At 52.8% G+C, this 13,988-nt stretch carries 5 protein-coding genes; all 5 read right to left on the minus strand.

From position 1 onward, the window contains the following. Positions 1–73: 73 nt before the first annotated feature. A complete protein-coding gene (locus tag AAAX35_RS09345; RefSeq protein WP_349117431.1) occupies positions 74–3,238 on the minus strand; it encodes a hypothetical protein in 3,165 nt (1,054 codons plus the stop codon). Between the two features lie 184 nt (positions 3,239–3,422). Beyond that, on the minus strand, positions 3,423–6,458 hold the full coding sequence (locus AAAX35_RS09350) for a L,D-transpeptidase family protein (protein ID WP_349117432.1): 3,036 nt from the start codon (positions 6,456–6,458) through the stop codon (positions 3,423–3,425). 177 nt (positions 6,459–6,635) lie between these two features. Then, positions 6,636–9,599, minus strand: coding sequence for a GH25 family lysozyme (locus tag AAAX35_RS09355; protein ID WP_349117433.1), 2,964 nt, complete (start codon positions 9,597–9,599; stop codon positions 6,636–6,638). A gap of 520 nt (positions 9,600–10,119) precedes the next feature. After that, entirely contained in the window at positions 10,120–13,053 is a 2,934-nt protein-coding gene (locus AAAX35_RS09360; RefSeq protein ID WP_349117434.1) for an NlpC/P60 family protein, read from the minus strand. A gap of 213 nt (positions 13,054–13,266) precedes the next feature. After that, positions 13,267–13,988 (minus strand): C39 family peptidase (locus AAAX35_RS09365; RefSeq protein ID WP_349117435.1); only part of this gene is annotated, 722 nt, incomplete at its 5' end.

Below are 13,988 nucleotides of genomic sequence, written 5' to 3' on the forward strand. Positions count from 1 at the left end.
ATTAAACTAATACAGTTGGACTAAACCACTGAATTACTGCAATAGCGGATAGATGATAGACTTGCATCACTTACTATTTATCAACCAACTTAACCTCAATCGCTTCCATATGTAGGGCCTCTCCAGTTGTACCTGCGCACTCGCCCGATTTAACCCAATCGAGCCAACCCTTACCCTGCACATGCGCCCTATAGACAACGTCATAATGCTTGGCGAGATCACCCGTAAGCTTAATTTCTACAGCTTCAATAGAAAGAGACTTACCCGTGGTGCCGGCCAGCTTGCCGTTCTTGACCCACTTTTGCCAGCCGATATTCTGAACATGAGCTCGATATTCGATGTTACCGGAATACCCGAGTTCGGGCTCGCTAATAGCCAACGCCTCAACAGCAAGATTTCGACCAGTTGTGCCCGCCGTCATGCCCTCATAAACAGGTTCCTGCCAACCAAGATTTGAAACATGAGCCTTTATTGAAAAAGTTTTCTGAATAGAGGGCTGACTCGTATCCCCTGGTGCAGGCGAACCCTTTTCAACCAAAACGACCTGGTATGCCTCGAGCCTCAAGCCAAACCCAGTCGTTCCGGCAACTTGATCATTGCAGGCCCAGCCAAGCCAGCCCTTGTTCTGAACATGAGCGCGATAGTAAACGTCATAACGATTGGCCATCTCACCAGTAAGTCGAATTTGGATAGCCTGGACAGACTTGCTCTGACCAGTAGTACCGGAGACTTCTCCCTCTTTCACATAGTCTTGCCAACCGTAATCGGAAACATGCGTCCTGTACTCCAAGCTGCCATCGTAGGGAGCATTCTGCAGATTGAGAGTTATAGCCTCGACAGCTTTGGACTGACCAACGGTGCCAGAAACATTTCCGCCCTTGGAAGCCGACTGCCAACCGTCATTCGAAACATGCGAAGTTGCCAAAACATCAAGCGAGCCTCGTGACACCTTGACGACGTCGTAGCCCGACTCGTCCTTCTTGAAATAAGTCAGAGCGCCGCTATTGTGCGAATAAATAGCAAAGTCGTAATTTGCCGAAGCAAGGATGGAATCCGAAAATTCTACGAGATAGCAAGAGTCACCCTGCTTGCAAAGGGATCTGATTGCAGCATCCGTGTCTTCGGTAACCGGAGAAGCAAACCAATCCATAATCGAATAATCGATAACGGCACCCGGCTTCAAGGCCTCGGCCTTCGTTGAATTCCAAAGTCCACCAGCAGCATCGGCGCTGGCCGAGTTATACGTACTAGACCCATATCCAGACAGACCGATCTCCGGATTAAAGAAGAGAATCAGCTCTGCAGCAACGGAAGAATCGACATCGGTAATGCTCAGACGGTCAAGCTGTTCCTGCTTTTGGGGATACATGCCCGTCGGCGTGTTTGGATGCCCCTTGTAATAATACAAATAGTCATCGCCATAGATAACCTCGGTCAAGTTGGCATAGTCGTCAAAATTCTGCTCGTAAGTAACATACGTTCCAAGCAGCATCATTACCTTTTTGCCCTGCTGAGTAGCCGCATCAAAATAACCATCGTTAAAGTTGTACAGAGCCTTAAACGCTTGGACCGTGTACTCTCCCCTATTCTGCAGGCTCGTAAGCATGCTCGAAACGTTCATCTTCTTAACGTTAGGATCGGATGCGATCTTATTCGCAAAGGCATTATCGTCACCGCTCGTAAACAGATTCGTTCGAGTCATCCACCACTGAGTGCCGGGCTCAATACTCAGCACGGCATACATAGAATCCCAGTGATCGTGATAATCGCTATACGACATTGAGACTTCACCGGTTTCGTATTCCTTATTCTTGGCAGCGTTCCATAAAGCAATCAGCTCCGCTTGCTTAGAATCTGGATCCTTAACATCGAAAGCCTCGTTGGTAAAAACATACGTGGCAGATCCATCCGACAACAGCCGAATGGAGTATTGGCCAGTGGGAATCTTATTGGCGTAAATCATCCTATGAATCAACGAACAGGTGATGTCATTGATATACAGATTGAACTTTGCCTTGGGGTTGATTTTATAGAGAGCAGCGACATAATCCGCGAACGCCTGATAGCTCGAACTAGAAGCATTTTCCTCATGAGTCAGATACGGAAGACCATACATCCCGGATGGAAGCGAGTTCCAGTTATAGGCACCTGGACGATCGAGCATTACGATCGACGGAATGGTCGTTCCAGCAGAAGAGGTACTGATATCCCAGAAAGATAGCGAATAGAGAACAACGGGGAAAGAAGCACTCAAAGGGGCAAGGTTGTACTCGCTCGCAGAAATGCCAATTGACTGATGGTCCTCATGAACGATGTTTCCGTTCTTCAAATACTGCAACGTAACGTCAAACGGACCATAATCGCTAAAGTCAATTTCACTGGAGCTAGAGCCCAGGTCTCCGAATGCAATCGTGCTGGAAACAGATCGGGTAACCTTCCCTCCATACGACATGAAGCCAGACACCTTTACCGAATCGGCAATACCGAGTCGTTTTATATCCTCGGCCTGCGGAATATTCAGGGTTACTTTAGTCGTCTCCCCAACCTGAGAAAGAGAGCAATTAAAGACATACGGGACATAGGCTCCAGCAGTATCGCCGGGCGCCGCTTCGCCCTTCTTTACAATGACGATCTGTATTGCTTCAACGGCATAAGACCAACCGGTGGTTCCCGCAGTCGACCCATTTGAGGCCCATCCAAGCCAACCGAAATTAGAAGCATGAACGCGATAATACAGGTCATAAGAAGTTGCTCTTTCACCCGTCAGCTTGAGCTCGACGGCTTCAATCTGAAGGCCCTTTCCCGTTGTGCCGGAGACGGCTCCATTAGAAACCCAATCCTGCCAGCCTTCATTTTGAACATGAGAGCGGTATTCGATACCAAGGTCTTCTGAATTAGGGAGAGTAACCCTGAGCGCCTCAAGCCTACGAGACTGGCCCGTTGTGCCAGAGGTCGAACCATTCGATGTAAACGTCGACTCCCAGCCAATGCCTGAAATGTGAGATTTATAGCTGACGTCCGGGGCCGCCTCTTTGGGCTCCACGGCAACATCAATCGAAGGCGCCGTTTCATCGGCTGCAGCAGCAGTTTGATCCGAGGAGACGGATTGTGTCTCTGGAACGGATTCATATTCGTTGGCACCAATATTTTGATCCGCCCAACAAGCCAAAGGGCTCAAAAGCAGCATCGACATGAAGCAGGAAATCAGAACAACAAATGCTCTAAATTGCCTTTTCAAGAGAATCGCCTCCTAGATAGACAGCCGTCAATAACCATACTATCAGGAGTTAGCTTCATTAAGGCCACCAATTAGGTGAACGAAGAAATAGAAGCCCCATCCAAAGGCAAGGGCCCTTTCCGTTGCCAAGTCAACGGCAACAGGAAAGGGCCCCCTAACAAACTCTCGGCGTTTACAGGAATAACTAGTAGATTACCACCTTGGTAGCAAGAGGCACGTTATCCCAAATCCATTTAGCGCGATCGATGGGCAAACGCACGCAGCCTTGTGAAATATGCATTCCCATCCGGCTGTCCATGGGATTAAAAGTTCCCTGGTAATACGGTATTGAATGGAACAGGTAGTCCCCGTAAAACTGCGTATAGTAGTAGCAAGTATACCCATGTCCAAACGAGTAGCCCTTGCCGGTGACGGTATACTCACCCGTAGGCGTTGGAGTACTAGGGGCGCCGGCAGAGCAAGTCCAGTATTGAGCATAACTCCACGACCCGCGCTGTCCACGAAAAACTCCAAGGCGGCATGCTTGCCTGTCAACCATAATGAGCCAGTTTGTATTGCTCGAATATCTATTAGCCCGATTAAGCATGGCCATCATGTCGGCAGGCAGCAAAGGCTGATCGGTATACGGACGCCCAGTTGAACCGGGAGCTCCAGCACCCTTAGGCACAATCTTCACTTGTACTGACTCGACTCTGCAGCCTATCCTCGACGTGCCCGCAGGCTGCCCATTTGAGGTCCAATCGAGCCACCCAAAGTCTTGGCAATATGCACGATACCAGACATCAAAGTAGTTCGATAAGTCACCGGTCAGCCTAATCTTAAGAGCCTCGATACGCTTTGCGCGGCCTACCGTGCCAGCGACATTCCCATTGGAAGCCCAGCCTTGCCAACCCACATCCTGCACATGAGCGGAGTACTCAATACCGCCCGATACGCTACTGGAGACATTTAGCTTCAGTGCCTCAATCGCAAGTGATCTGCCAGTCGTGCCCACAATGCCGCTGTTGCCAACAGGATTCATCCAACCAAGTGTGGCGACATGCGCCTGGACTGTTAGAACTGGTGCCGTGATAAACGCGGGCGCAGACGACGCGCCTGGATCCCCGCCTTTCGCAACAAGTTCAATTTGGACAGCTTCTATCTGGATATTAAGCCCGGTAGTTCCAGCGTCATCGCCGTTTTTTGCCCAACCCAACCAACCATAGCCCGCCGAATGAACTCGATAGTAAATGTCATACTGATTCGCGAGGGAACCATTTAAGCGCAGCTCAAGAGCCTGAATGGCCAATCCTTGTCCAACGGTCCCAATATAACCGGAAGATCGCCATTCCTGCCAACCAATATTGGCAACATGTGCTCTTGCCTCAATTTGAGAATCGTCATCCACACCGGACAACGACACATTCAAAGCTTGAAGAGAAAGCGATTGTCCCGTCGTGCCGGTTACCTGCCCATCAAATACAGAAGGAGACCACCCACGGTTAGCCGAATGAGCCTGATATACAACGTGAGCGCTATCGGCGGAAGTATCGGAAACAAATGCTCCGTCCGTTATTCCGGGAGCGCCGCCGCCTTTACTGACAATCCTTACTTCGACAGCCTTAAGGAATGAACCCGATATCGTTGCCCCTGCATCCGCGCCATTGCATGCCCAACCAAGCCATCCTTTTTTGGAGTCAAAGCAGCGATACCAAACGTCATAGGCATTAGACAAATCTCCAGTAAGAGCCAATCTCACCGCCCTTAGAACACGCCCATCGTTTTTAGAGTTAAGCGCAGCACCGTCAGAAACAGCACCGCTCCATCCGCCAAATTCAAAAAAGCCGGAATAGTCAATTGAGCCTAAAATCTCTTGATTATCAAACGAAATGGAGAGCGAGGTTAAAGGTTCAGAGCCGTTCTCGGAGCCCAATAAGATTGATTTGCCTTGTACGGAGCCCAGGCTTTTACCGTTAAGACCAAGCGAGCTCCCGCTTAGAACATCCGTAGCTCCAATGAAATGGTTCAACGTATCGCCGGGAGCAGAGCCGCTTTTTTCGACCAATAAAATCTGAACACCCTGAATGGCGGCACCCTTCCCCACCGAGCCCGCAGGAGACCCGTTAGACGTCCAGCCCAGCCATCCGCCCAATTTGGAAGCATACACACGGTACCAAATGCCATAAGTTGCAGATATCTCGCCGTTCAGCTTAAACTGAACGGCCTCAATGGACCGAGACTGCCCGGTCGTGCCAACAGCACCTGAAGACCAGCTTTGCCAACCGACACCAGACACATGTGCGCGAGAGGAAATGGAGCCTCCGCGGCCATACCAATTAACGCTGAGCGACAGCGTCTCAATTGCATTTCTTGAGTCAATAACCCCCGATGTCTTTCCGTCCGCGACAGCGCCCATCCATCCAACATTAGAGACATGAGATCGATAGGAAACGGTAGGCGGTTCCTGAGAATGATCCCTAAAGGCATCGCCTCGCGTTGGCGCATCTTGAGCATTTTTTGGAAGCACCTTAATCTGAATAGCTTCGATCTGACAAGCATAGCCCTGCGTTCCAGCAGGCTCACCATTTGAGGCCCAGCCAAGCCAACCAACATTTGCAGAATGAACGCGATACCAAATGTCATACGAATCAGAAAGACCGCCCGACAAAGATAGCTTGATCGCCTCGATTGCTCGCGACTGTCCAACTGTTCCAGATGTCTGCCCGTTACCCACCGGCTGAGACTCCCAGCCGATCCCGGAAATGTGAGATTGGACCGAAATGCTATCATTCCCCAGCGGGGTGCCATCCTGTGAAAGCAAATTAATCTTGAGGGCTTCGACGCGCTTAGCACGGCCTGTAGTGCCCGCCGTCATTCCATTTGAAACGGGAGCTTGCCAGCCAATATCCTGTACATGAGTCTGGTATGAAACAGAGCCAAACACAGTGGATGCATCATTTTCGGGTTTCGCCGAATCAGTTGCATTGGAGGCAGGCTCGCTAGAAACGGATGAGGGAGAATCGTTGTCTGACACAGTCGGCTGCTCGACTTCAACCCCCTGCTGTTCGTCATTTAAGACAAAGCTCTCGTCATCCAAGCTGCTGGCAGAACTATCGATATAATCAGTGGATTCCGGTTGCACAGGTAAAGAATCAGCCCAGACGGAAAGGGGCGTCAGAAGACACAGAAGGATCAGTAATGGCGTCATTGCCGTTGCTAGCAGTCGTTGCGTCTTTTTCATTCGACTCCCCCATCAATCGACCATCTTTAGCATCATTATTTATCGTTTCGGCAATTGCTTAAATACCGAAAACGCGAATGGCACTCAAATAGAAACGAACGGACCGTTGCAAAACGATCCGTTCGTTTTAATCAGAGTATCTGCCAGAACCTGTGTGAAGACATGACCTTCGATCAACTATGCAAGCGGCACGTTGTCATACCAACCCCATTTTGGCTTATATGAGGTGGAATAATAATTCAACCAGTACGCCATATCGAGCGTCCTGATCCGACCGACATTATCCATAACCTGGTTATTACCAATGTAGAGACAAACGTGACCGTAAATGCTGCCCATGCGTGTATGCGTATGCGAAGGAACGGCAATGACCATTCCGACTTTCAAATGAGAATAATCGGTATATTTACAGTAATCCCAGTAGTAATCGCAGGCATCTGTATGGACATTCCTAAATCCGGCACGCTCATAAATGTCTGCAATCCACTCAGAGCACAAACCAGGGCCAGGAGACGGCACCTGTCGGGCAAGATCTACAATTTTCTTCTGCATGGGATTTGCAAACGCGGTTGGTTCCCCAAGCAAACACGGCGAAACGGTGCTCCCGGGGGCATTGGCGCCCTTCCTCGTAAGTCGAACTTGGATAGCTTGGACATGGGCCCCATAGCCAGTACTACCGGCAACGGAGCCATTTTTAGTCCAACCAAGCCAGCCGACGTTATCGACATGGACCCTGTACCAAACATCAAAATAGGTTGCCAAGTCACCAGAAAGTGAAATTTTAATAGCCTCAACCGAATTGGATTCAGCGGTAGACGAAAGCTGCGCTCCGTTTGACTTACCAGACGTCCAGCCCACATTCGAAAGATGCAGTTGATAATTAATCCCACCGGCAACAGATGAAGTAGTTTTAGCTGAAAACCCGGTGATGGGAATTCCCTGACCGGTTGTACCGGACACCTCTCCAGCGGGGACAGAATTTTGCCAAGCACCTTTCACCTGAGAGGAATACGTCACCGTAGGTAATTCAAGATGGGAATACCCCGATGTATCAGGATGGGAGGCGCCCTTCTTAATGAGCTTAATCTGAATAGCTTCGAGGGAACACGACATACCGGTGGTGCCGGCCTCCTCGCCGTCCTTGGCCCAGGCCATCCAGCCGATGTTGGAGGCGTGGACGCGGTAGTAGACGTCGTAGCCCTTCGCGAGGGAGCCCGTGAGCCTCAGGCGCACGGCCTCGACGGCGCGGCCCTGGCCGGTGGTTCCGCCCTCGGAGGCCGAGGGGGTGTCCCAGCCCTGCCAGCCGATGCCCGAGACGTGAGCGTCGATCTGCACGGAAGAGCCGTCCGAGTAGTCGGAGCTGTCGAGCGAGAGCTTGAGGTCCTCGAGGGCGAGGCCGCGGCCGGTGGTGCCGGCGGTCGCGCCGTCCGAGACGGCGCCCTGCCAGCCCACGTTGGAGACGTGGGCGCGGTAGGTCAGGGACATGGGCTTCTTCTTGAAGGCGTAGTCGACGTTGGCGCCGTCGGACGAGGGGGCGGCGTCGCCCCTCCTGACGAGCCTGATCTGGACGGCCTCGACGCTCCTGCCGAAGCCCGTGGTGCCGGCCTCCTCGCCGTCCTTGGCCCAGGCCATCCAGCCGATGTTGGAGGCGTGGACGCGGTAGTAGACGTCGTAGCCCTTCGCGAGGGAGCCCGTGAGCCTCAGGCGCACGGCCTCGACGGCGCGTCCCTGGCCGGTGGTTCCGCCCTCGGAGGCCGAGGGGGTGTCCCAGCCCTGCCAGCCGATGCCAGAGACGTGGGCGTCGATCTGGACGGAAGAGCCGTCCGAGTAGTCGGAGCTGTCGAGCGAGAGCTTGAGGTCCTCGAGGGCGAGGCCGCGGCCGGTGGTGCCGGCGGTCGCGCCGTCCGAGACGGCGCCCTGCCAGCCCACGTTGGAGACGTGGGCCCGATAGGTCAGGGACATGGGCTTCTTCTTGAAGGCGTAGTCGACGTTGGCGCCGTCGGAAGAGGGGGCGGCGTCGCCCTTCTTGACGAGCCTGATCTGGACGGCCTCGACGCTCCTGCCGAAGCCCGTGGTGCCGGCCTCCTCGCCGTCCTTGGCCCAGGCCATCCAGCCGATGTTGGAGGCGTGGACGCGGTAGTAGACGTCGTAGCCCTTCGCGAGGGAGCCCGTGAGCCTCAGGCGCACGGCCTCGACGGCGCGTCCCTGGCCGGTGGTTCCGCCCTCGGAGGCCGAGGGGGTGTCCCAGCCCTGCCAGCCGATGCCACTTACATTGGCGTTAATTTGCACAGAGCCATCTTCAACGGGATTCAAGATGCTGACTTTAAGATCCTCCACTGATTTAGATTGCCCCGTTGTGCCAGCCGTAGATCCGTCGCGCTTACTGCTCATCCAGCCAATATTCGAGACATGCGCCTCATACTGAATATGCATCTTGCTGTCATCTACGTTCAGAAGAGAACCGTTGAAGCAGTAGTTCATGTCACAACGTCCGTTAACGCCCGGGACATTGCCGCTGTTTGAATACTGCCAGAAACTGTAGCTGCCAGCATAATCGCAACGCCAATTATATTGAGCGACCCAATGGTCATAACCGCTCAGAGACGGACTATCCAAGTAGTTGTTGAGCCAGTTAAGGTTCGCATAGATACCCGACTTAAAGCCAACGGCCTCCATACGGTTGCAAAAAGCCTGCGCAATCTGAGCGAGCTTATCTTTGCTGAAATTCGGATCCTGCAAGATATAGTTATCCTCAAGATCGTAATAAACGGGAAGCGACGGATGATGGCCACCGAGCCAAGCAAGCGTTCGATCGGCTTCTTTATTTGCATCCGCAACAGATCGAGCATAGGAGTAGTAGTAGACGCCATAAGGAATACTGAGGCGCTCACATTCAGCAGCGTTCCTTTCAAAGGAATCGTCAGGCTTTCCATAAACAGGCCCAACCCTGAGGATGGCAAAATCAATCCCTGCGGCCTTAACCATATCCCAATCAACGGTCCCCTGGTAATTACTGACGTCAATACCGCGCGCAATAGCACCATTGGGCAAAGGATCGTCAGTTAAAGACTGCGCATCGATGCCGCCATTGTCAGAATCGATAAGCACGCCGTTTTCGAAACGCCAAGAGTTCGGTTCCAAAGAGTCCGTTTCGCAAGAATTCATCTCAGTGGAATCATCGGCTGGGACCTCACCGTTTGACTCGTCAACACCAGACTCTTCGACGCCAATGCTAAGTTGCTCGCCCGAATCAGAATCTGTTTCCCCATCAGGACGAGCAGCATTTGCGTCGTCACCATACCATTCGGTTACACCCTGAGAATCCGAAGCATCGTCCTGCGTTCCCTGAGAACTTGTACCTTGAGATTCGCACTCGTTCGATGTTTGCGAGACCGACTGCGAAGCAGCGGCGGCCTGGACCGACAGCGCATACGCACTGTAAGGCTGGATGATTTGAGACCAGCCCATTAATAGCGTACAAGCCAAAGCAGCAGACGCTTTGAGACGTTTCATGTATATCCCCCGAGACATTGGTCACATGTAAAGACACGAATGGTTGCTATATTATCGCACTTCCATACAGACATTTAAAGCTTAGAAAAGCACCAGTCAGCATGCAGTCAAAAAGAGGCGCTCCTGCAACGGAGCGCCTCAACAGACTCTATGCGAAAGGCCTAGCGGCACCGATTACCCGACCTGGAGCATTGACCGAACGCTCGGTCACACCGATCCCCGGCCACGAATCGATAATTCGACCGTTTCCGATATAGATTCCAATATGGCCCTGGTAGTAGACCACATCTCCCCTCTGCAAAGCAGAGGTGCTAACCGGCATAAACGTGTTGTTGCGATACCAGTTCATGGAGTTGTAGGTTTGCTCGGGCAGCCAACGATGGTTATAGGGGTTATACCAACCCATATCCATGCCTGTCGCATACAGACATTGCAGTACCAAGCCCGAGCAATCAACCGCATCCCCCGGCCAAGAAGACCAAGGCTCAATATAACGCGTCCCAATATATTCCCGAGCACGCTGGACGAACGCATTGATGCAATCCTGTCTTGAAGCGTTATAAGGAATTCGAGAAGGCGAGACATACGTGAAATAACCGGTGCAATACGAAGGAAGCTGTACGCTATTGCAACTAACCTTTGGATAAGATCCCGGAGTCTGATACCCCATATAACGATAGGTCTCAAAATACGAATCAGACGTAGAGCCTGGTGCAGAAGCGCCCTTGGGGACAATCTTTACCTGTAAAGCCTGAACAGGAATGCCAAGCTTCGTGGTGCCCGCCGGTGATCCATTTTTAGTCCAGCCAAGCCATCCGTAATTTGACACATGGACGCGATACCAGACATCAAAGTAATTCGAAACGTCGCCAGTCAAGTTAATCTTCACGGCTTGGATTTGTTGTCCCTGTCCAACGGTTCCCGCTGTGGCCCCATCTGAGACAGCAGATTGCCAGCCGATATTGGATACGTGGGCGGAATACGAAATGCCACCGTTCATGGAGATTTCGGAAAGCGAAAGCTGCATGGCCTCCATCGCACGGTTCTGTCCAACTGTTCCGGCAACACCGCCATTGCCGACAGGCGCTTGCCAGCCAAGACCGGAGCAATTCGCCTTTGCAGATAGCTCGGGAAGCTGGATCAACGCAGCATGGTCTTGAATGGGAGCGTCGGACGAACCCTTGGCAATCAACTTAATTTGAATTGCCTCGGCTTGCTTAGACAGCCCGACGGTGCCGGCTACAGCGTCATTTTTAGCCCAGCCAAGCCAGCCATAATCCGCCGCATGGATACGGTAGTAAATATCGTATTTTGAAGCGTCTTTGCCGGTAAGTCTTAATTTGACCGCCTGAATTGCGAGACCCTTGCCAACAGTGCCAGCATAGGAAGCACCCGAGACGTATGGCTGCCAACCGATATTCGCAACATGTGCCGACACTTCAACTGAGGCATCAATGCCTTGCGTTGCGACATACAATGCCTGCAGAGAACGAGACCTGCCCGTCTGGCCCGCAATCTCACCATTGCCAACGGGAGTCAACCAGCCCGCAGAAGCAACGTGCGCCTGAGATACAAGACCGATTCCAGACGTTTCGATAAACGCATTGGCAGTGGAGCCAGGCGAAGGCTGACCCTTACTTACGAGTGTAATTTCAATGCCGCACAAACCAGAAGAACCACCAGAAACGCCACATGCCTGACCATTTGACGTCCAGTCTGTCCAACCATTACCGGAATCGCATACTCGATACCAAATGTCGTAATTAGTAGCGAGCTGGCCGCTCAGCAACAACTTAATCGCCTTAACAGGAGCTCCTGATACCGCTTTGGCAGCACCGCCATCCGTTGACGAAGCGCCCCAGCCTGAATACCCATCCATAACGGAATAAGAAATAGACCCGCTATCAGTTTGACCGGCAACGCTCAGGGCAATAGAGTTCAGCAGTTTAGCGCCCTTGCCTCCGATTGTGGCCTTTTGACCAGAAGAGGAGCCAAGGCTCTCCCCGGAAACGGCCAATCCGGAAACCGTAACAGCATCTAGATCCCCAATAAAAACCTTGGTCGTAGAGCCGGGCGCCGCTCCACCTTTCTCCACGAGAACCACTTTGACCGCTTCGATAGCCCTGCCCTTACCGGCAGAACCAGCGGCAGCACCATTGCAGGCCCAATCGAGCCATCCTATACCCGAGACATGAGCACAGTACCAAATGTCATATTTATCGGCAGCCTCGCCGGTCAAGCGAATCTGGACGGCCTCAAGGCGCTGAGACTTTCCAGTCGTACCGCAGAGCCCTTTAGACCACTGCTGCCAGCCAACATTCGAGACATGGCCACGAAGCTCAATAGAACCCGAGTGACCATACCAGTCAAGCTGGGCTTCAAGAGCTTCCATGGAAAGGCCCCTACCAGTTGTCCCCGCAACAGATCCGCCGCCTACGGGAGACATCCAGCCAATATTCGATGTATGCGAGCGAACGGAAATCGAAGCGGGATCATCGCTACGGTTCTTAAAAGGACAGGTAGTGTCGCCCGGGGCGGGGTCGCCCTTGGGCAGGACCGCGACCTGGACGGCCTGGACGGCGCGGCCGTAGCCAGCCGATCCGGCGTCGGCGCCGTCGCACGCCCAGCCCAGCCAGCCGAACTCCGCGGAGTGGACGCGGTACCAGACGGTGTAGCGGGCGGACAGCTCGCCGGACAGCCTGACCCTCAGGGCCTCGACGGCGCGGGACTGGCCGGTCGTGCCGGCGGTGCCGCCGTTGCCGACGGCGGGCTGCCAGCCGACGTTCGAGACGTGGGCCTCGACGGATATGGCGTTTGCAAGCTGCTCTTGAGAGGCTGTTCCATCCACTTCGAGTGAGATTTTGAGTGCCTCGAGATTAAGGCCCCTACCCGTCGTTCCGGCAACCTTACCCGAAGTAACCGGATCCATCCAGCCGATATTCTGCACATGGGCAGAAACACTTACGTTTTTGACGGTCAGCTGATTGCTTACGACAGAATCGTCAGCAACGACCTCGCTTCTACCTTCGGATGAACCCTGTTGCGTGTCTTGAGACTCGTTAACAACAGGGGACGCATTCAACTCATGCCCCTCAGAGTCTGAACCATCATCAATAGCGTTCGAGTCCTAAGAATTCAAGTTAGTTGAGTTAGTAGATCCGTTAACTGAATAATCAGCATATGCAGCAGTCACGGTCCACGATTGGCTCATGAGCAACACGGCAGCCATGAGAATGGAAACGGACATATCAAAGAGACGTCTCACGATTCCACCTTCCTTCATCTATAGACGAACCTACTTAAGGACAACCGCTTGGGCTCCTCGTTGCGAGTATAACGAAGCGATGCGTTGGGCGGAGTTAGAGACATAGCCAGCGAGTGAATCAGCAATGTAAACGGTACCCAGGGAACGATTAAAGCCCCTAAGAACACCGGTATGGGAATTGGTATAGGTTCGATAGACCCTTCCGCCATAGGCCTGGGTCGCATAGCAACTTCCCAAGTTTTGCATACCAATCGTTGACCAGATAATAACGGGATGCCCGGCTTCCAAATAGGAATAAAGATCATAGAAACCAGTGCCCGTGACGTCATACGCCCGCAAACTGCTTCCACGACTAATCAAAAAAGAATTAGCCGTGTTGGTCAAGCCGGGAGCGGATATGCAGTTTCCGTTCGAAGCACTATGCGGATTACCCCAAAACGCCGTCACAAAGTCCCAGTTGCTCTTAGGCATATACGCATCTGCAATAACGGTTTTGCCCAGCCCAAATCCGTAATAGTTGAGCGCATTAGTCAATGCAACGGACTCGCAACCAGTCGGAAGCTCAGGATTCTGAATTGTACAAGGAACGTTGAGGACAACCGAATTCGGATGCAAGGGTCGATCCCTGTACGCGCCCTCCGTGGGGCCCGGTGCCGCCGAGCCCTTCGCGAGGATGCGGACCTGGAGCGCCTCGACGCGGTAGCCGATGCCGGTCGTGCCGGCGCGGGCGCCGTCGCTGGCCCAGCCGAGCC

Source organism: Collinsella sp. CLA-ER-H11, from assembly GCF_040092445.1.
In the GTDB taxonomy this organism is placed as follows: Bacteria; Actinomycetota; Coriobacteriia; order Coriobacteriales; family Coriobacteriaceae; genus Collinsella.

Bases quoted from the DNA above. Each gene is read 5' to 3' on its own strand.
- AAAX35_RS09350 (WP_349117432.1), bottom strand. From the start codon at position 6,458: ATGAAAAAGACGCAACGACTGCTAGCAACGGCAATGACGCCATTACTG.